Source organism: Paracoccus niistensis, assembly GCF_042432925.1.
In the GTDB taxonomy this organism is placed as follows: Bacteria; Pseudomonadota; Alphaproteobacteria; order Rhodobacterales; family Rhodobacteraceae; genus Paracoccus; species Paracoccus niistensis.
In genome coordinates, this window is the sequence record NZ_JBHLWE010000017.1 from 317001 (window position 1) to 335821 (window position 18821).

General features: G+C 68.9%; 19 protein-coding genes. 5 read left to right on the forward strand and 14 right to left on the reverse strand.

Annotated features, from left to right (window positions below; genetic code table 11):
* Nucleotides 1–7: 7 nt before the first annotated feature.
* Genes ACFFII_RS05810 through ACFFII_RS05820 form a run of 3 tightly spaced genes read right to left on the reverse strand, consistent with a single transcriptional unit; the run spans nucleotide 8 to nucleotide 2315 of the window.
* Nucleotides 8–421 (reverse strand): GNAT family N-acetyltransferase, encoded by a 414-nt coding sequence (locus tag ACFFII_RS05810; protein ID WP_377697938.1) that lies wholly within the window; start codon nucleotides 419–421, stop codon nucleotides 8–10.
* Nucleotides 418–1554 (reverse strand): succinyl-diaminopimelate desuccinylase, encoded by a 1137-nt coding sequence (gene dapE / locus ACFFII_RS05815; protein WP_377697939.1) that lies wholly within the window; start codon nucleotides 1552–1554, stop codon nucleotides 418–420. The genes ACFFII_RS05810 and dapE overlap by 4 nt, the downstream gene beginning before the upstream one ends.
* The gene (locus ACFFII_RS05820; protein ID WP_377697940.1) at nucleotides 1551–2315 is read right to left on the reverse strand and encodes a sulfite exporter TauE/SafE family protein; all 765 of its coding nucleotides are present in this window, start codon (nucleotides 2313–2315) and stop codon (nucleotides 1551–1553) included. Before ACFFII_RS05820 ends, dapE begins: the two co-directional genes overlap by 4 nt.
* A gap of 185 nt (nucleotides 2316–2500) precedes the next feature.
* Here ACFFII_RS05820 and ACFFII_RS05825 point away from each other — a divergent pair, with 185 nt between their 5' ends.
* Both ACFFII_RS05825 and ACFFII_RS05830 read left to right on the forward strand, forming a co-directional pair.
* Nucleotides 2501–4129 (forward strand): acyl-CoA dehydrogenase family protein, encoded by a 1629-nt coding sequence (locus tag ACFFII_RS05825; protein WP_377697941.1) that lies wholly within the window; start codon nucleotides 2501–2503, stop codon nucleotides 4127–4129.
* A gap of 127 nt (nucleotides 4130–4256) precedes the next feature.
* A complete protein-coding gene (locus tag ACFFII_RS05830; RefSeq protein ID WP_377697942.1) occupies nucleotides 4257–4676 on the forward strand; it encodes an META domain-containing protein in 420 nt (139 codons plus the stop codon).
* A 6-nt stretch (nucleotides 4677–4682) separates the two neighbouring features.
* On the opposite strand, the gene recO is transcribed toward ACFFII_RS05830, so the two are convergent.
* The gene (recO, locus tag ACFFII_RS05835) at nucleotides 4683–5582 is read right to left on the reverse strand and encodes a DNA repair protein RecO (protein WP_377697943.1); all 900 of its coding nucleotides are present in this window, start codon (nucleotides 5580–5582) and stop codon (nucleotides 4683–4685) included.
* A 70-nt stretch (nucleotides 5583–5652) separates the two neighbouring features.
* Between recO and ade the strand changes: the two genes are divergently transcribed.
* Nucleotides 5653–7434 carry an adenine deaminase gene (gene ade, locus ACFFII_RS05840; protein WP_377697944.1) on the forward strand — a complete coding sequence of 594 codons (1782 nt, stop codon included), beginning with the start codon at nucleotides 5653–5655 and terminating at the stop codon, nucleotides 7432–7434.
* Between the two features lie 27 nt (nucleotides 7435–7461).
* On the opposite strand, the gene ACFFII_RS05845 is transcribed toward ade, so the two are convergent.
* The 7 genes from ACFFII_RS05845 to mutM all read right to left on the reverse strand — a co-directional run bounded on the left by ACFFII_RS05845 (nucleotide 7462) and on the right by mutM (nucleotide 14289).
* The gene (locus ACFFII_RS05845) at nucleotides 7462–7887 is read right to left on the reverse strand and encodes a VOC family protein (protein ID WP_377698182.1); all 426 of its coding nucleotides are present in this window, start codon (nucleotides 7885–7887) and stop codon (nucleotides 7462–7464) included.
* Between the two features lie 69 nt (nucleotides 7888–7956).
* A complete protein-coding gene (gene recF, locus ACFFII_RS05850) occupies nucleotides 7957–9036 on the reverse strand; it encodes a DNA replication/repair protein RecF (protein WP_377697945.1) in 1080 nt (359 codons plus the stop codon).
* Nucleotides 9033–10151: a DNA polymerase III subunit beta gene (gene dnaN / locus ACFFII_RS05855; protein WP_377697946.1), complete on the reverse strand. Its 1119-nt coding sequence runs from the start codon at nucleotides 10149–10151 to the stop codon at nucleotides 9033–9035. Before dnaN ends, recF begins: the two co-directional genes overlap by 4 nt.
* Nucleotides 10152–10244: 93 nt before the next feature.
* Nucleotides 10245–11663 (reverse strand): chromosomal replication initiator protein DnaA, encoded by a 1419-nt coding sequence (gene dnaA, locus ACFFII_RS05860; protein WP_377697947.1) that lies wholly within the window; start codon nucleotides 11661–11663, stop codon nucleotides 10245–10247.
* A 509-nt stretch (nucleotides 11664–12172) separates the two neighbouring features.
* A complete protein-coding gene (gene rpsT, locus ACFFII_RS05865; protein ID WP_090752703.1) occupies nucleotides 12173–12442 on the reverse strand; it encodes a 30S ribosomal protein S20 in 270 nt (89 codons plus the stop codon).
* A 158-nt stretch (nucleotides 12443–12600) separates the two neighbouring features.
* Entirely contained in the window at nucleotides 12601–13377 is a 777-nt protein-coding gene (locus tag ACFFII_RS05870) for an enoyl-CoA hydratase (RefSeq protein WP_377697948.1), read from the reverse strand.
* Between the two features lie 69 nt (nucleotides 13378–13446).
* Nucleotides 13447–14289: a bifunctional DNA-formamidopyrimidine glycosylase/DNA-(apurinic or apyrimidinic site) lyase gene (gene mutM / locus ACFFII_RS05875; RefSeq protein ID WP_377697949.1), complete on the reverse strand. Its 843-nt coding sequence runs from the start codon at nucleotides 14287–14289 to the stop codon at nucleotides 13447–13449.
* Nucleotides 14290–14343: 54 nt separating this feature from the next.
* On the opposite strand from mutM, the gene ubiE reads away from it, so the two are divergent.
* Together ubiE and ubiB are read left to right on the forward strand one after the other, a co-directional pair.
* Complete coding sequence (ubiE, locus tag ACFFII_RS05880; protein WP_377697950.1) at nucleotides 14344–15108, forward strand: bifunctional demethylmenaquinone methyltransferase/2-methoxy-6-polyprenyl-1,4-benzoquinol methylase UbiE; 765 nt, start codon at nucleotides 14344–14346, stop codon at nucleotides 15106–15108.
* Between the two features lies 1 nt (nucleotide 15109).
* Nucleotides 15110–16636 carry a 2-polyprenylphenol 6-hydroxylase gene (ubiB, locus tag ACFFII_RS05885; RefSeq protein WP_377697951.1) on the forward strand — a complete coding sequence of 509 codons (1527 nt, stop codon included), beginning with the start codon at nucleotides 15110–15112 and terminating at the stop codon, nucleotides 16634–16636.
* 635 nt (nucleotides 16637–17271) lie between these two features.
* Here the strand turns inward: ubiB and ACFFII_RS05890 are convergent.
* The 3 genes from ACFFII_RS05890 to flaF are packed head-to-tail and all read right to left on the reverse strand — an operon-like array spanning nucleotide 17272 to nucleotide 18805.
* Nucleotides 17272–18048: a DUF1217 domain-containing protein gene (locus ACFFII_RS05890; RefSeq protein WP_377697952.1), complete on the reverse strand. Its 777-nt coding sequence runs from the start codon at nucleotides 18046–18048 to the stop codon at nucleotides 17272–17274.
* Nucleotides 18045–18446 carry a flagellar biosynthesis repressor FlbT gene (gene flbT, locus ACFFII_RS05895; protein WP_377697953.1) on the reverse strand — a complete coding sequence of 134 codons (402 nt, stop codon included), beginning with the start codon at nucleotides 18444–18446 and terminating at the stop codon, nucleotides 18045–18047. Before flbT ends, ACFFII_RS05890 begins: the two co-directional genes overlap by 4 nt.
* Entirely contained in the window at nucleotides 18443–18805 is a 363-nt protein-coding gene (flaF, locus tag ACFFII_RS05900; protein ID WP_377697954.1) for a flagellar biosynthesis regulator FlaF, read from the reverse strand. The genes flbT and flaF overlap by 4 nt, the downstream gene beginning before the upstream one ends.
* Nucleotides 18806–18821: the final 16 nt, after the last annotated feature.

Consider the following 18821-nt stretch of genomic DNA (forward strand, 5'->3'; position numbering starts at 1 on the left):
GCCCGCCTCACAGCGCCAGGCTCATGTCGCGGTGAGGAATGCCCGCGTCGTCGTATTCCGGGCCATGGACGGTGAAGCCCAGCCGCTCGTAGAAGCCGATGGCATGGGTCTGCGCGCCCAGCTTCGCCCTGGTGACGCCGCGCGCGCGCAGTTCGTCCAGCGCGGCGCGCATCAGGGCCGCGCCCGCCCCCGTGCCCCGCAGTTCGGGCAGGATCGCGACGCGGCCGATCTTGGCGGTCTCGCCCTCGATCAGCAGGCGGGCGGTGCCGACGGGGCGGCCGTCCTGCGTCGCCAGCAGGTGCACGGCGGTGGCGTCGAGATCGTCCAGCTCCAGTTCCTCGGGAACGTTCTGTTCCTCGATGAAGACGCGGCGGCGGATCGCGGCACAGGCGGGGAAATCGTCGGTGACGGTGATCTTCATGCGAAATACCGCTGCAGGATGGACTGGTAGATGGCTTTCAACTGGTGGACCTGAAGGGCGGGGACGCGCTCGTCCACTTGGTGCATGTAGGCACCGACAAGGCCGAACTCGACCACCGGGCAGTGGTCCTTGACGAAGCGGGCGTCCGATGTGCCGCCCGAGGTGGAAAGGACCGGGACGCGGCCGGTGTGCTCGGTCACGACTCCCGCCACCAAGTCCACGAAGGGACCGGGCTCGGTCACGAAGGATTCGCCGCTGACCGTGACGGCAAGGGCGATGCGGACGCCGGTCTCGGCCTCGACCGCTGCCGCGCGTTCGCGCAGCATGGCGGTCAGGCTGTCACCGGTATGGGCGTCGTTGAAGCGGATGTTGACGGTCGCGGTCGCCCGTTCGGGGATGACGTTCGAGGCCGGGTTGCCGCAGTCGATGGTCGTGACCTGCAGCCCCGAAGGGTCGAAATGCGCCATCCCCTCGTCCAGCGGCCGGGCGGTCAGGTCCCCCAGCAGCCGGACCAGCGCGTGCAGGGGATTGAGCGCGCGATGGGGATAGGCCGCATGGCCTTGGCGGCCGGTGGCGGTGATCTGCGCGGTCAGGCTGCCCCGGCGGCCGATCTTGATCATCTCGCCCATCACCTCGGGGTTCGAGGGCTCGCCGACGATGCAGACGTCCATCCGCTCGCCCGCTTGCGCCATCCAGTCGAGGATGGCGCGGGTGCCGTCGCGGGACGGCCCTTCCTCGTCGCCGGTGACCGTCAGGATCACGGCGCCGTCGGGGGGCGTCTCGGTCACGAAATCCACCGCCGCCGCGACAAAGGCGGCCACGCCCGACTTCATGTCGGTGGCGCCCCGGCCCCAGATCATCCCGTCCGCCAGCGCGCCGGAAAAGGGCGGATGGGTCCAGCTGGCCGGATCGCCGGGGGGCACCACGTCCACATGACCGTTGAAGCCGAAGCTGCGCGCACCCTTGGCTCCCCAGCGCGCGTAAAGGTTCGGCACGCCGTTCCGGTCCACCCGGCGACAGTCGAATCCGGCAGGCTCCAGCACCTCCTGCAGCAGGTCCAGCGCCGGGCCGGCCTCGGGGGTGACCGACGCGCAGCGGATCAGGCGGGCGGTCAGAAGGGCGGGATCGGTCATGACATCACCTCTATCCCCCGGCGGATCAGGTTCAGCGAGGTCAGCGCCAGCAGCACCAGGGTCCAGCGCCGGAACTGCGCCAGGTCCATCCGGTCCTGCAGCCAGAAGCCCAGCTGCATCCCGGCGAAGGCGGGGATCACCATCAGCAGGGACAGCGGCAGCGTCTGTGCGTTCAGCACGCCCGAGGCAAGATGCGCCACCGTCAATGCGGCCCCTCCCAGAAGGAAAACGACGCCCTGCACCCGGATCTGTTCCAGCTTTGGGGCGCCGATGGACAGCAGATAGACGATCAGCGGCGGCCCCCAGATGCCGGACACCCCGCCGTAAAGCCCGCCGATGATGCCGCTGGTGACCTCGGCCCGGCGACGGTGGTGGATCGGCAGGGCCATCGGGCGGCCCGACAGCTGCCACAGCGCGAAGCCGAGGATCGGCACCCCCAGCGCGAGATACATCAGCGGCTGGGGGATCACCCGCGCGAAGGGGGCCGAGACGAACATGAAGACCGCCACCATCGCGATATGCCAGCGATAGTCGCGCGCCGTCCCCCAGGCCGCGCCCATGCCCTGCCGCGTCGCCTGCTGCACGTTCGTCAGCAGCACGGGCAGGATCATCAGCCCCAAGGCCACCTGCGTGGGAAGAAACGAGCCCAGCGCCGACATCAGGATGATCGGCATGGCAAAGCCGATCGCGCCCTTGATGGTGCCCGCCCCGAAGGTGATGGCGGAAACAAGCAGAAGCGTCTGGGGGTCGAGGCCGAACATGGCGCGGACCCTGCCCCCGCGCAGGCGTGGCGGCAAGAGGTGGCCGCAGGGACAGGCTTTCTGAGGGCGGCCATCGCCCGCGCGCGCAACGAAGCTGCGCACAAGACTGCGCCTGCGCAGCATAGTTGCGCTGCACCTGCGAAAGGGCTAGGCAGAGTCGAGCCCCTTCTCGCAGGAACAGCCCCATGCTTGACGCCCGCGCCACCCTTTCCCCTGCCGACGCGCAGACCCTTGTCCCGGAACTCGACGCGCTTCTCGCCCGCGCGACCGAGGCGCTGCGGGCGCGGGTGGGCGGCGGCAGGATCGACTCGGCCGCTCTGGAAACCGAACAGCACGCGGCCCATGCGCTGTCCTGGCTGGCGACCTATGTCGAGTCGCTCAAGCAGCTGTCGGCCTGGGCCGGGCGGCTGGGCGAGGGGTTCGGCGAGATCGAGGCGCTGATCCTGCAGATTGGCTTCGGCGAATACCTGACGCAGATCGCCGGCGGCATCCCCATGAGCCAGACCGAGTTCGCGCGGCTCTCGGACCTCGGGATCGACTGGCAGCCCTCGGACGCGGCCCGCGCGGCGATGGGGGGCAACAGCCCGCAGGCGCGCGCGCGGCTGGTCGCGCTGATGCAGGACAACGTCGGCCGGGCGACGGTCGGGGCCACCGGCCTTGACGAAGACCTGGAGATGATCCGCGACCAGTTCCGCCGCTATGCCGACGACCGGGTGATCCCCAACGCCCATGAATGGCACCTGAAGGACGAGCTGATCCCGATGGAGGTCATCAACGAACTCGCCGAACTGGGCGTCTTCGGCCTGACCATCCCCGAAGAGTTCGGGGGCCTCGGCCTGTCCAAGGCCTCCATGGTCGTGGTCTCGGAAGAACTGTCGCGCGGCTATATCGGCGTGGGCTCGCTGGGCACCCGCTCCGAAATCGCGGCCGAACTGATCCTTGTCGGCGGCACGCCCGAGCAGAAGGAACAGTGGCTGCCGAAGCTCGCCAGCGGCGAGATCCTGCCCACCGCCGTCTTCACCGAGCCCAACACCGGCTCGGACCTGGGCTCCCTGCGGACCCGCGCCGTTCGGACCGAGGAAGGTTGGGAGATCACCGGCAACAAGACCTGGATCACCCATGCCGCCCGCACCCATGTGATGACACTGCTAGCGCGGACCGAGCCCGACACGACCGACTGGCGCGGGCTGTCGATGTTCCTGGCCGAGAAGACCCCCGGCACCGACGCGGACCCCTTCCCCACCCCCGGCATGACGGGCGGCGAGATCGAGGTGCTCGGCTATCGCGGCATGAAGGAATACGAGCTCGGCTTCGACGGCTTCAAGGTCAAGGCCGAGAACCTGCTGGGCGGCCAGCCGGGCCAGGGCTTCAAGCAACTGATGCAGACCTTTGAATCCGCCCGCATCCAGACGGCCGCCCGCGCCGTGGGCGTCGCGCAGTCGGCGCTGGAACTGGGGATGCAGTATGCGATCGACCGCAAGCAGTTCGGCAAGTCGCTGATCGAGTTTCCCCGCGTCGCCGACAAGCTGGCGCTGACGGCGGTGGAGATCATGATCGCCCGCCAGCTGACCTATCACTCGGCCTGGCAGAAGGACCACGACAAGCGCTGCGACCTGGAGGCGGGCATGGCCAAGCTGCTGGGCGCCCGCGTGGCCTGGGCCGCCGCCGACAATGCCCTGCAGATCCACGGCGGCAACGGCTTCGCGCTGGAATACACGATCAGCCGGGTGCTCTGCGACGCGCGCATCCTCAACATCTTCGAGGGTGCGGCCGAGATCCAGGCGCAGGTGATCGCGCGGCGTCTGCTGGGCTGATCGCGTTGCCCGAATGGCACGACGGGCGCCGCTCGCGCCCCCGTGCATGGACATTATGGCAACCCGGTGGCAGGGCCGTGCGATATTCTCGTGAAGTCAAACACCTGTTCATCGGGGGAAGCCTTACATGATCTCCGCCCTGCGCATCGCCGCCGTTTCCGCAAGCCTCGCCACCTTGGCGGCCTGCGGCCCCGAGCCCCTGCCCGCCGACGGCACGGGCTTCGAGGGCGGCATTCCCTTCGGCACCTACACCATGGTCGGGTTCGGCCAAGAGGCCGTGCCCACGCGCGATTCCCGCATCCGCCTGACGCCCGGCCAGATCACCGGCAACGGGCCGTGCAACACCTTTGCCGCGACCAACGCCGCGACCCTTCCCCAGATCAGCGTCAGCGTGATGAACTGGACCGACAATCCCTGCGGCCACAAGGGCTTCGAGGGCCGCTTCCTCGAGGCCGTGACCCAGGCATCCGAGGCCGAATGGTCGGGTGGCGTGCTGAAGATCAAGAGCCCGCTGGGCTGGATGACGCTGGAACGCTCGGGGAACTGAGCCTTCTCAGGGCCGCCCCTCTGGGTGGCCCTTGTCATTGGGTGCAGCGGTCAGCCGCGCCACCAGCCGTGCGCGGGCGGCGGGCAAGGGCCGGCCCACCTGTGCCTCGGCCAGCCGCGTGGTCAGAAAGTGCCCGGTCAGCGCGAAACCGGCGGCAAGACCGCCTTCCGCTTCCGGCCCGCCCAGAATGCCCGGCAAGGGAAGCAGCCGCGCCGCCCACTCTCCCGCCGCCTCGGCCGTCACTGCATGGCCGGTCCTGGGCGAAACATACATCAGCCCCTCGCGTGCGCCGCTGACCGCACAGCGATCCAACGACAGACCGAAGCCCAGTTCGTCCAGCAGCAGAAGCTCCCAACGAAGATACTGCTCTGTCCAGGGCGGCAAGTGAGTTTCTTCTTCGTGGAAATATCCTCGGGGCTTCCGAGCGCCCGGGAAACGGTCCGGTGGACCGTTTTCAGCGAGGAAGGCCGCGGTAGCGGCAAGGGGGGCAGACAGCCCCCCGGCTCCGGCAGTGCCGCCAGCGCCCCCTCCGCTGCCCCCTTCCATCGCGTCCAGCAAGCCTTCCGTCGCATCGACCAGCCGTGGATGCGGGTCGCGCTCGGGCAGGGCCCAGGCGATTAGCGCCGTCACCGCGTTCAGGCCCGCCAAGGCGTCCGCATCCGCCATCAGCCCCGCGCGCGTCCGCCCCGGCTCGACCGTGAAGCTGCCCAGCTGGTCGTCAAGCCGCGCCCGCCAGCGCAGGGACAACCTGTTGCCGGGCTGAAGGATGGCCGCGCGCCGCACGCTCGCGCCGCCCGGCACGACGCCCGAGATCAGCCCCAGCTCGCGCGTCAGCGTGGTCAGGATCACCGCGTGCTCGCCATGCCGGCGCCGCGCGATCGCCGTTCCCTCGCCCTGCCATTCCATCCGGCTTCCTTTCCCGCGCCCGCTGGCGCAAGTTGCGCCGCATTATCGAACGAACGAAAGGGACCCGTCGATGCTGAAACCGTGGATCGAGGCTCAGGCGCGGCTGGTCGAGGTCGCCGCAGGCCGTGCGCCCGCCGACATGGTGATCCGAGGCGGCCAATGGGTCAACGTCCACACGCGCGAGGTCCTGCCCGGCCAGGACATCGCCATTGCGGACGGCCGCATCGCCTGCGTCCTGCCCGACGCCTCGGCCAACATCGGCCCCGAGACGCAGGTGATCGAGGCGAACGGGCGCTACATGGTCCCCGGCTTCATCGACGCCCACATGCACGTGGAATCGGGGATGCTGACGCCTGCGGGCTTTGCGGCAGCGGTGATCCCCCACGGCACGACCACGATCCTGCACGACCCGCACGAGATCGCCAACGTCATGGGGCTGGAAGGCGTGCGGCTCATGCGCGACGAAAGCCTGATCCAGCCGATCACCATGCTGACCCAGATGCCAAGCTGCGCCCCCTCGGCGCCTGGGCTGGAAACCACGGGTCATCCAATCACGGCGGGAGAGGTCGCGCAGGCCATGGGCTGGGACGGCATCGTGGGCCTGGGCGAGATGATGAACTTCCCCGCCGTCTCGGCCGGGGACCCCGCGATGCTGTCCGAGATCGCCGCCACCCGCGGCGCCGGCAAGACGGTCGGCGGCCATTACGCGAGCCCCGACCTCGGCCGCGCCTTCTCGGCCTATGTCGCGGGCGGCGCCGCCGACGACCACGAGACGGTGGCCGAGGCGCAGGCCATCGCCCGCGTGCGCCAGGGCATGGGCGCGATGCTGCGGCTGGGGTCCGCATGGCACGACGTCCAGGCGCAGATCACGGCGATCACGGAACGCGGCCTCGACCCCTCGGGCTTCATGCTCTGCACCGACGACTCGCACGCGGGGACGCTGGTCCATGACGGGCACATGGATCGGGTGGTGCGCCATGCCATTGAGTGCGGCTGCGATCCGCTGGTCGCGATCCAGATGGCGACCATCAACACCGCCCGGCATTTCGGGCTGGAACGGGAACTCGGGTCGATCACGCCCGGACGCAGGGCAGACGTGATCCTGACCTCGGACCTGCGGACGCTGCCCGTCGAGACGGTCGTGGCGCAGGGCCGGCTGGTGGCGGAAGAAAGCCGCCTGCTGGTGGACTGCCCGCTGATCGAGTGGCCCGAGGCGGCGCGGAACTCGGTCCATCTCGGCCGGGCGCTGACCGCCACCGACTTCCGCGTGCCCGCCGAAGGCACCGAGGCCGAGGTCCGCGTGATCGGCGTCATCGAGAACCAGGCCCCCACCCGCGCCCTGACCGCGACCCTGCCCGTCCGCGACAGCGAGGTGATCCCCGAGGGCGTCGAGCGCATCGCGCTGGTCGAACGCCACAAGGGCACCGGCGGCGTGGTCAATGCCTTTGTTTCGGGCTTCGGCTTTCAGGGCCGCATGGCCGTCGCTTCGACGGTCGCCCATGACAGCCACCACATGATCGTCGTCGGCACCTGCGGCGAGAACATGGCCGCGGCCTCGGCCCGGCTGGCCGAGCTTGGCGGCGGCATTACCGTCTTCCGCGACGGGGCGGAACTGGCCCATGTCGCCCTGCCCATCGCCGGGCTGATGTCCGACCGTCCTGCGCCCGAAGTCGCCGAGGCCGCCAAGGCCGTCAACCGCGCCATCCGCGACTGCGGCTGCACGCTGAACAACGCGATCATGCAGCATGTGCTGCTGGCGCTGGTGGTGATCCCCGAATTGCGGATCTCGGACCTGGGGCTGGTGGACGTGACCCGGTTCGAGATCTGCGACGTGGTGATCGCATCGCGATAGCAATGGGTATCTGGGTCAGGAAGAACCTCAGGGGAGCATGAGGGCGCCATCCTCGGCCAGAGGCCAGAAGGGGTTGTGCGCGATCTCCCAGACATGGCCATCAGGGTCGGCAAAGTAGCCGGAGGTGCCGCCCCATGCCGCCTTCTCGGGCCGCTTGAGGCAGGTGGCTCCGGCCTCAAGCGCGGACTGGAAAGCCGCCTCGACCTCAGCCACGTCGCGGCAGTTGTGGGCCAGCGTCGCGGCGCCGGTCCCGAGTTCGGCTTTCGCGCGGCGCTGGTCCTCGGCCAGGTCGTCCAGGGCGAACAGTGCCAGCGCAAGGCCGGGCATCTGGAACAGAGCCAGTCCCTCGGGCGCGCCTGGATGCGGGGTCCAGCCCCAGTCGCAATAAAAGCGGCGGGCGCGGGAAAGGTCCGCCACGCCGAGCGTAATCAGGCTGATGCGGTTGCGCGGCAGGGTCATGCACACCTCCCCTTGGTCCAAGGCACCGCCTCGCACCGGAGGCTGGCGCGGTGCGGCGCGGCCTCAGCCCTCGTCCGTCAGGGTCGAGGCCTCGCCTTCGCGCTCAACGTGAAGGAAGCGGGCCCGGCCGTCCAGCGCGGCGAACAGCTCGCGCCCCGTGCCGGTGAGGAAGGCCTGCGCCGGCAGCGCGGTGATCTCGTCATACAGCGCGGCGCGGCGGCCCGCGTCCAGATGCGCGGCAACCTCGTCCAGAAGAACGACGGGGCGCTCGGGCGCCAGCGCGCGGGCGTTGGCGAGGATCAGTGACAGCAGAAGCGCCTTCTGCTCTCCGGTCGAACTCAACGCGGCGGGCATGTCCTGCGGGCCCCAGCTTGCGCCGAGATCGGCGCGGTGGGGACCGGTCAGCGTCCGGCCCGCCGCCATGTCGCGGTGTCGCATCGCGGCCAGTCGGGCGGCGATGCTGTCCGCATCCGCATCATCGGCCTCGCCGTCGCCCGCCAGCAGCACGAGCCGCGCCGAGGGGAAGCTGGTCTCGGCCCCGGCCTGCGCCTGCATGATCCGGGCCAGCGCCTCCTGCCGGTTGCGGGTGATCGCGGCGCCCGCCTCGGCCATCCGCGCTTCAAGCACGCGATACCAGCGCTCGTCGCGCACATCGTCCCGCAGCAGGCGGTTGCGGTCGCGCATCGCCTTTTCATAGGCGAGCGCCTCCTCCGCGTGCCCCGGCGCGAAGCTGAGCGTCAGGCGGTCGAGGAAACGCCGCCGTACCTCGGGCGCGTCGGTCCACAGCCGGTCCATCGTGGGCGTCAGCCAGATCAGCCGCAGCAGCGCCCCCAAGGCGACCTGCGGCGCGGGCTTGTCGTCGATGGTGACCTGGCGTCCCTCGCCCGGCGCCGCGCCGGTTTCGACCGCATGGTCGTCGATGGTCGCCCGGATGCGCCAGCCCGCGTCAGGCCCGCGCCGTGCCTGGTCCTGGGGGGCGACGCTGCGCATCCCGCGACCCGGCGACAGCATCGACAGGGCTTCCAGGATGTTGGTCTTGCCCGCGCCGTTCGGGCCGAAGATGGCGACCGGCCGCGCGTCCAGCTCCAGCGCCAGCCGCGGCCAGGACCGGAACTGCGCCAGAGCCAGATGGCTCAGCGTCACACGCGCATCGGCATGACGACATAAACGGCGGATTCGTCCCCGCCTTCGCGGATCAGCGCCGCGTCGCCCGAGCCGTTGAACAGGAAGACGGCGTTCTCGCGGTCGATCTGGGCCGCGATCTCCTGCAGGTACTTGGCGTTGAAGCCGATCTCCAGCGGCTCGTCGGCATAGGCCACGGCCAGTTCCTCGTCGGCCGCGCCCGCGTCGGGGGCGTTCACCGACAGGATCAGGCGGTCCTCGTCCAGGGCCAGCTTCACCGCGCGCGAACGTTCGCTGCTGACGGTCGCCACGCGGTCCACGGCGCGGGCGAAATCGGCGGCATCCACCTCCAGCCGGCGGGTGTTCCCGCGCGGGATCACGCGGGTATAGTCCGGGAAGGTGCCGTCGATCACCTTCGAGGTCAGGGTGATGGTCGGATTGGCAAAGCGCACCTTGGTTTCGCTGATCGAGACGGCAATCTCCGCCTCGTCGTCGTCCAGCAGCTTCTTCAGCTCGGCCACGGTCTTGCGGGGCACGATCACGCCCGGCATCGCCTCGGCCCCTTCGGGCAGGGGCGCGTCGATCCGGGCAAGGCGGTGGCCGTCGGTCGCCACGCAGCGCAGGGTGCGCCCGCCCTCGCCATCCGCGACATGCATGTAGACGCCGTTCAGGTAGTAGCGCGTTTCCTCGGTCGAGATCGCGAAGCGCGACTTGTCGAAGAGCCGCCGCAGCACCGGTGCGGGCGCGGTGAAGTTCGCCGTGTATTCGGTCGAGGCCATGACCGGGAAATCCTCGCGCGGCAGCGTGGCGAGGTTGAAGTTCGCCCGTCCCGCCTGAACGCTGACCCGGCCCGAATCCGCGTCAAAGGCGATGTTGACCAGCGCCCCATCGGGCAGCTTGCGGGCGATATCGTTCAGCAGCGCCGCGCTGACGGTGGTGGCGCCGGGACGTTCCACGGTGGCGGGCGCGCGGTCCACGACCTCGGTGTCGAGATCGGTGGCGCGGAAGCTGACGCCCTCGGGCGTGGCCTCGATCAGCACGTTGGACAGGATCGGGATGGTGTTGCGGCGTTCCACGACCGACTGGGCCTGCGACACGGCCTTGTTCAGAACCGCCTTTTCGATCGAGAATTTCATGGCGTCCTTGCCCCTTTGGTCGCGAAAGCCGCCCCGAAGGGCGGCGCGCTCAGTTTCGTCAATGTTCGTCGGCGGTCAAGCGCCCGTGAAGACTCAGGCTTCCAGCGAGCGGCGCAGCAGGTCGATGTCCTCGGCGAGGCTGCGGTCTTCGGTGCGCAGTTCCTCGATCTTGCGGATTCCGTGCATGATCGTGGTGTGGTCGCGCCCGCCGAAACGGCGACCGATTTCCGGCAGGCTGCGGCTGGTCATCTGCTTGGCCAGATACATGGCGATCTGGCGCGGCCGGGCCAGCGTGCGGACCCGCTTGGGGCCGACCAGGTCCGACAGGCGGATGTTGTAATGCTCGGCCACCTTGCGCTGGATCTCCTCGACCGTGACCTTGCGATCCGAGGCCCGCAGGATGTCGGTGAGGCACTCCTGGGTCATGTCCAGGTCGATCTCGCGCCCCATGAGGCTGGCGAAGGCAAACAGCCGCTGCAGCGCGCCTTCCAGCACGCGCACATTCGACGTGATGCGGTGGGCGAGGAATTCGAGCACCCCCTGCCCCAGCCGCAGGCCCGGATAGGTCAGGCGGAACTGTTCGGTCTTCGACTGCAGGATCGACAGGCGCAGCTCGTAATCCGTCGGGTGCAGGTCCACGATCAGCCCGCAGGAGAGGCGCGACTTGATCCTCTCCTCCATGTCCTTGATCTCGCCCGGCGCGCGGTCGGCCGAGATGACGATCTGCTTGCCCTGGTCCACCAGCGCATTGAAGGTGTGGAAGAATTCCTCCTGCGTGGAATCCTTGCCGGCGATGAACTGGACGTCGTCCACCATCAGCAGGTCCACGGTGCGGAACAGTTCCTTGAAGTCCATCACGGTGCGCTCGCGCAGCGCCTGGACGAAGCGGTACATGAACTGCTCGGCCGACAGATACAGGATGCGCGCCTGCGGGTCGCGGGTCTGCCGTTCATAGGCAATGGCGTGCATCAGGTGCGTCTTGCCCAGGCCCACGCCCCCGTAAAGGAACAACGGGTTGAAGGTGACATGCCCGCCCTCGGCCACACGGCGGGCGGCGGCATGGGCCAGCTCGTTGGGCTTGCCGACCACGAAGTTGTCGAAGGTGAAGCGCGCGTCCAGCGGCGCCGTCATCTCCTCGTCGCGCAGGGGCGCGCGAACCGGAGCGGGCGCAGCCGCAGCCGCAGCCGCCGTGGCGGGCATCGGGCTGGCCACCGCGCGCGGGATCGAGTCCACCGGGCGCAGCTCGGCCGGGCGGGTGTCCACGGCAGGAGAAGGCGCGGCAACGGTGAAGCTCAGCCGCTCGACCTCGGCGCCTTGGTGGACCAGCGCGTCAAGGATCGGGCGGGCATAATGGCGCGACACCCAGTCCGACAGGAAGCGCGTCGGGCAGGCGATGTCGGCCGATCCGCCGTCGATGGCGCGCAGGCTCAGCGGCGCCAGCCAGGTGACGTAGTTGTGGGTCCCGACCCGAGCTTCGAGTTCGGATCGTGCGCCCGTCCAAAGATCATCCATCCGAATCGTTCCTTTTCGTCCCCGAACCCCCGCCGGGAACGCCGGCAGGACACCGCGATCACGCCGCAACACAGGGATGAACAGGACAGGGACGCCACAGGCGAGCCTTTGGCGCGTCGGGCCGGTGGCCCCTTCTGTCTGTTCCGGGTCGGCCCGTCCCGGTGGCAGCCGGAAACGGACCCGTGGCGCGCCGGATCGGCCCGTGGCAGCGGGCCGCGGCATCGGCTGGCGCCTGCCCGGACCTGTGCTGGCAGCTGAAGGCCCGGGCGTTCATCCCCTGTTGCGACGTGAATCGCTTGGATCAAGCTAGCGGCAAGCCCCGGAGGCCCGCAACCGAACTATCGGCTTGACAGCCCCTTTGCCCGTCGAATCTGTGGCAGTCTTGCACCGCTTTTATGACGCGAGCAAAATCAATGACTTACAAGAAATGTTGACGCTGCGGCGCAGAATGACAAAGGGCGCCCCGAAGCTCCGGGACGCCCTTGCAAAGGCACGCGGAATGTGCCGGATCAGGCCTTCGACAGCGCCTTCACGCGGGCCGCCAGGCGCGAGATCTTGCGCGACGCGGTGTTCTTGTGGACCACGCCCTTGGTGACGCCGCGCATCAGTTCGGGCTGGGCCGCCTGCAGCGCCTGGGCCGCGACCTGCGCGTCGCCACCGGCGATCGCTTCCTCGACCTTGCGCAGGAAGGTGCGGATGCGCGAGCGGCGGGCCTTGTTGACGGCAGTGCGGCGCTCGGTCTGGCGGGCGCGCTTCTGGGATTGGGGCGTATTGGCCATGCTGGGGTCTTTCCTGGTCAGTTGCGTTCTATGATCGCGCAAAAGACCCAAGCCACCGCCCCTGCAAAGAGAGGCGGTCCTGTTTCATGCCTAAGCGGGCCCACGCGCATTTCAGCGCCCGCCTATAAACGCTGCGGGCGCGAAATGAAAGACCCGAATCAGCGGTCGCGGAACTGCGCTTCGCGCTTTTCGGCAAAGGCGCTCATGCCTTCCTTCTGGTCCTCGGTGGCGAACAGCGCGTGGAAGGCGCGGCGTTCGTACAGAAGCCCTTCGCGCAGCGTCGTCTCGTAGCTGCGGTTCACGGCCTCTTTCGCCACCATCGTGGCGATCGCCGACTTGGAGGCGATCTTCTTCGCCGCGCCCATCGCCTCGTCCAGCAGCTTGTCGGCGGGCACGACGCGGCTGACGAGGCCCGAGCGCTCGGCCTCGGCCGCGTCCATGAAGCGGCCCGTCAGGTTCATGTCCATGGCCTTCGACTTGCCGACAAAGCGCGTCAGCCGCTGCGTGCCGCCGATGCCCGCGATGACGCCCAGGTTGATCTCGGGCTGGCCGAACTTGGCGTTATCCGCGCAGATGATGAAGTCGCACATCATCGCAAGTTCGCAGCCCCCGCCCAGCGCATAGCCCGCGACGGCGGCGATGACCGGCTTGCGGACCCGCTGGATCACTTCGATCTCGGGACCGAAAAGATCGCCCGTCAGCACGTCCACATAGGATTTCGAGGCCATTTCCTTGATGTCGGCGCCTGCGGCAAAGGCCTTCTCGCTGCCGGTCAGGACGATGCAGCGCACGTCCGCGTCGGCGTCGGCGGCCTTCATGGCGGCGGCAAGCTCGGACACGAGCTGGCCACTCAGCGCGTTCAGCGCCTCGGGGCGGTTCAGCCGGATCAGGGCGACATGGTCGGTGATTTCGACGATCAGGGTCTGGTAGGCCATGGAAGCGGTTCCCCGGAGCGATTGAAGCGTGGCCCCCGGCTTAGCAAAGCGCGCGCGCCCCTTCCAGCGTCACCGCTGGCAGACCGGGCAATACCAGGTGGACCGCCCCCCCTGCACGATCCGCCGCAGCGTGCCGCCGCAGCCGTCCCGCAGGCAGGGCTGCCCCTCGCGGCCGTAGACGCGGAAACTGTGCTGGAAATAGCCAAGCTCGCCCGAGGTCTGGCGGTGGTCGCGCAGGGACGAGCCGCCCGCCTCGATCGCCTGCAGCAGCACCTCGCGGATGGCGGCGTGCAGGCGGGCGATGCGCTCGGACCCGATGCGGCCGGCGGGGCGGGTCGGGTGGATGCCCGCGCGGAACAGTGCCTCGCAGACATAGATGTTGCCCAGGCCCGCCACGATCCGCTGGTCCAGCAGCGCCGCCTTGATGGGAGTCCGCCGCCCGGCCAGGGCCGCCGCCAACCGCTCGGGCGTGGAATCCTCGTCCAAGGGTTCGGGGCCCAGGGCCGCCAGCAGCGGGTGGTCCTCGCCGCGTACGAAATCCACCGCGCCGAAGCGGCGGGCATCGTTCAGGGTGATGGTCGTGCCGTCCTCGGTCACCAGCACAAGGTGGTCGTGCCGGGGCAACACGGCAGGATCGTGGTGGAACCGGCCCAGCCCCTCGCCCTCGATCCGCACCCGGCCCGACATGCCCAGATGCAGCAGCAGGCTCGCATCGCGGTCGAGATCGGCGAGGATATACTTCGACCGCCGCCGCAGGTCCGTCACCCGCGCGCCCGTCAGCACCTGCACGAGGTCCGGCGGCATCGGCCAGCGCAGGTCGGGGCGGCGCTGGTCCACCCGGACAATGCGCCGCCCGACAAGGTGCGGCGCAAGACCGCGACGCACCGTTTCCACTTCCGGCAGTTCTGGCATTTCCCGCCCATCCGCTGCATGGTGCCGCCCTGACCGGCGACTGGATGTTCAGCTATGACCGAAGACTCCCCGAAACAATCCGAGGGGCACACCCATTTCGGCTTCCGCGACGTGCCCGAGGGCGAAAAGGCGGGAATGGTGCATGGCGTCTTCTCGCGCGTGGCGTCCAAGTACGACGTGATGAACGACCTGATGAGCGTGGGCATCCACCGCATCTGGAAGAACGCCATGATGGACTGGCTGGCCCCACGCGACGGGCAGCACCTGCTGGACGTGGCGGGCGGGACCGGCGACATCGCCTTCCGCTTCCTTCAGCGCGCCCCGGGGGCGCGGGTGACGGTCTGCGACATGACCGAGTCCATGCTGGTCGAGGGGCGCAAGCGCGCCGAGGCAGACCGTCTGGCCGACCGCCTCGCCTGGGTCACGGGCGACGCCATGGCCCTGCCCTTTGCCGACGAAAGCTTCGACCGCTACACGATCAGCTTCGGCATCCGCAACGTGACCCGCATCCCCGATGCGCTGGCCGAGGCCTTCCGCGTCCTGAAGCCCGGCGGCCGCCTGATGGTGCTGGAGTTCTCGCAGCTTCCCGTCCCCATGCTGCAATGGGCCTATGACCGTTATTCCTTCAACGTGATCCCGCCGCTCGGGCAACTGGTCGCGGGGGACCGCGACAGCTACCAGTATCTCGTGGAATCCATCCGCCGCTTCCCCGACCAGGAGACTTTCGCGGGGATGATCCGGGACGCGGGCTTCGCGCGGGTGCAGTACCGCAATCTCTCCATGGGCATCGCCGCGCTGCATTCGGGCTGGAAGATCTGAGATGCGCGGCCCTCACAACATCTGGCGCCTGATCCGCACGGGCGCGACCTTCCAGCGCACGGGCGCGATGGGCCAGGCGCTGGACGCCATGAACGCCCCACCCCGGCTGCGGGTCGCCGCCCGGCTGCTGGGCCTGCCCTTTGCCTGGCTCGGTTATCGCGGGGACCCGGCGCTGCCCCCCGTCACGCGGGCGATCACCGCGCTGGGTCCGGCCTATATCAAGTTCGGGCAGATTCTCTCGACCCGCCCCGACGTGGTCGGCGCCGAGATGGCGGGCCACCTGCGGATGCTGCAGGACAGTCTGCCGCCCTTCGCGACCCCGATCGCCCGCCTGCAGGTGCAGGAGGATCTGGGCGCTCCGGTCGAAACGCTGTTTTCCGAGTTCTCGGAACCCGTGGCCGCCGCCTCGATCGCGCAGGTCCACCGGGCGCGCCGCACCGACACGGGCGCCGAGGTCGCGGTCAAGGTGCTGCGGCCGGGGATCGCCGCCGCCTTCCGCCGCGACATCGACGCCTTCCACTTCGCTGCCGGCATGATCGAGCGGCTGTCCCCCTCCAGCCGCCGCCTGCGCCCGCGCGACGTGATCTCGCATTTCGAGTCCGTCGTGATGGGCGAGCTGGACCTGCGGCTCGAAGCGGCCTCGGCCTCGGAATTCGCCGAGAACACACGCGAGGACGCGGGCTTTTCCGTCCCTCACCCGCACTGGGACCTCAGCGGCCGGCGCGTGCTGACCAGCGACTGGGCCGAGGGCATCCCGATGGCCGACGTGCCCGCGATCCGCGCGGCGGGGCACGACACCTCGCGTCTGGCCGAGCGGCTGCTGCAGCTTTTCCTCAGCCATGCCCTGCGCGACGGCTTCTTCCACGCCGACATGCACCAGGGAAACCTGCGGATTGCGCCGAACGGCGACATTGTCGCCTTCGACTTCGGCATCATGGGCCAGATCGACGAATATACCCGCCGGGTTTATGCCGAGATCCTCTACGGCTTCATCCAGCGGGACTATCATCGCGTCGCCCGCGTCCACTTCGAGGCGGGCTACGTCCCCCCTGACCGCAACATGGCGCAGTTCGCCCGCGCCCTGCGCGCGGTGGGCGAGCCGATCTTCGGCGCCGACGCGAGCCGCATCTCGATGGCGAACCTGCTGGCCTATCTCTTCGAGGTGACCGAGCGCTTCGGCATGGCCACCCGGACCGAGCTGATCCTTCTGCAGCGCACCATGGTCGTGGTCGAGGGTGTGACCCGCACGCTCGACCCCCAGATCAACATCTGGGCCGCCGCGCGGCCGGTGGTCGAGCTTTACATCCGCGACAACCTCGGCCCCCGCGCCGCCCTGCGCGACGGGCTGAAGGTCGTCCAGGCGCTCGGCCGCCGAGGCCCCCTGCTGCCCGAGGTCGTGGACCGCCAGATCGACCGCTTGTCCCGTCCCGAGCCCGGCACAATCATCGTCGAAACGGCGGCACCCCGCTGGCCCTTGGCCATCAGCCTGCTGGCCGCAGGCGTCGTGCTGGGCGCGCTGCTGTCATGAGGATCAGAACCGCGCTTTCCACGCCAACTTTCGGACGGCGCTGAACTTGGGATCTCAAGGATGGCTGGCCCTGCGAACCAGCCTTTCGCGCCATTGCCCGAACGGCGCCAACCCAAGATGACCTGTTCCTGCTAGTTGCCCCTGCCCCCGTACTTGCCCCTGCCCTCTCCGTCCCTTCCTTCCGCCTCCTCACTTCTCCTTTGCCTCTTCTGCTCAAGCTCCCGGCTCTGCCCTTTCGGAGAGGAAGGCTGTCTGGACACAGACCGGTGTCATGAACGAGGGCGCGGCAGAAAGATGCACAGGCGCGGGCCTGTCGGGTGACACCCGCCTGCTTTATTGCTGCAAGACCGTCCGGCCCACTCGGATCAGGCCGGACTCAGGGCGGCGAAAAAAGAGGCGTGCGCGGTGCGGAGGTGCTGGACGGCACCCGCCCGCCTCTCTCCTGCAAGCTCGTCGGGCCAGGCAGGATCAGCCTGGGCCAGACGGACGCGCAGGCTCTGCCGGGAACTGCATGATGAAGCCACCTTTACCTGCGCTCGCAGCCTGCCTGCCCGCCGGACCCAGCCTGCAAAATCGCCGAAGACTTGCGTGCTCTTGCCGGCCTATGCCGCCCTCCCCCTCTTGTCCTGTCGTCTTCAACCCGACAACAGCACGAGCGCCGCATTGTAGGAGGACTGCGCGGGACTGACGGCTTGGGCGCGGACCAGGAACCGCTGGATCAGCTTCTCGACATTGGCCGGATCGGCGAAGACCGAAGGCGACTCGGAGCCGAAGAGCCTGCCGCTCCGCAGCTTCATCTCGGAAAGCTGGCGGTCGATCGGCAGTTTGCCGAAGTCGGTCCCAAGGCCCAGCGCGCCCTCGACCACCTTCCGCAGCGGCGCCGAGCCAAGGATATTGTACCATCGCGTATTGTCCGTCGCACTCGAGCCGGCCAGCACGCCGAGTTCACGCCTGGCACTCATGGCCAGGCGCAGGTTGCCATCGACCGTGCCCACGCGGCGCTCCAGTTCCGCCGACACATGACGCTCGGCGATCTCATCGGCCAGCTTGACCGACGGGCGCGCGCCCTCAGCAAAGCGGAACGCCTCGGCCATGGCGCGATAGCGCTTGTCGCCCAGCCGGTTCGCCAGGCTTTTCGGATCGTCCAGATCGGACTCCAGCACCTTGCGGATGAAGAAGCGGTTGCTCGCGTCCGTCTCAAGCCCGAAGGCGCTGAGCGTCGTGCGCAGCAGGCGGAAATCCGACACCAGTTCCTCGGCGCTGCCCACCTGGCCCAGCTTCGCGCGGACATGGGCCGTGTCGCGCGCCACCTGGGGATCGCGCGCGATCAGCGCCTTCTGCGTCTCGCCTGTTCTGGCGAGCAGCCGCCAGCCGGCGTAACCGCCCTGTCCGACAAGCGGCTGGAAGCTCATGTGATCTGCGCGAAGATCCGCGCCTCGCGTGGCATCAGGCTGCGCAACTGGCGCAGTGCGCGATACACATTGCCTGCAATCACGTCCTCGGCCGCAGCGCCCAGGGTCTCGCGGCTTTCGGGATCGTCGAACACCTGGACCAGCTGCTCGATCCCCCGCAGAAGATCGCGCTGACCTTGCGCGGGATCGGCATCCCCTGACAGAAGAAGCTGCGCATCATAGCACACCCGCGCCACCGGAGTCGCCACGTCATCAGGATGGATTGCATCCTTCAGCCGCAGGATGCTGGCGTTCGGGGTCTTGATCGAGATCCTGCAGCGGCGGTCGCCATTCTCGATCACCGCGCCGTTGATCAACAGGCGCTCGCCGGGTGCGAGCTTGAGAACCAGGCCCGTCATGCGGCAACCTCGCCGCGAAGGCCCTTCATCACATGCAGGTTGATGTCGATCAGCGGCTGCGGACTGGCGCCCTGCGTCATCACCGCCCGGCCATGCCGCAGCGAGAAGATCGCCAGCGACAGAAGGCCCGCGCGCAACTCGGCGGGAAGGGCGTTGTCCTCCTCGGCCAGATCACTGGCCAGAATGGTCCACAGCTGCGCGTTGGCGCCAGCGGCAACGGCCGGCGAGGCCTGCCCGGAAAGCGCGTGCTGCAACTGGCGGGTGACGCGCGAGAAGGCGTCGTATTCCATGCCCCGCGCGGTGCGGACCTGTTCCGATCCGAAGCGGCGGGCCGCAAGCCCGGTCTGGTGAGCGGTCAATTCTGGACTCCTTCAG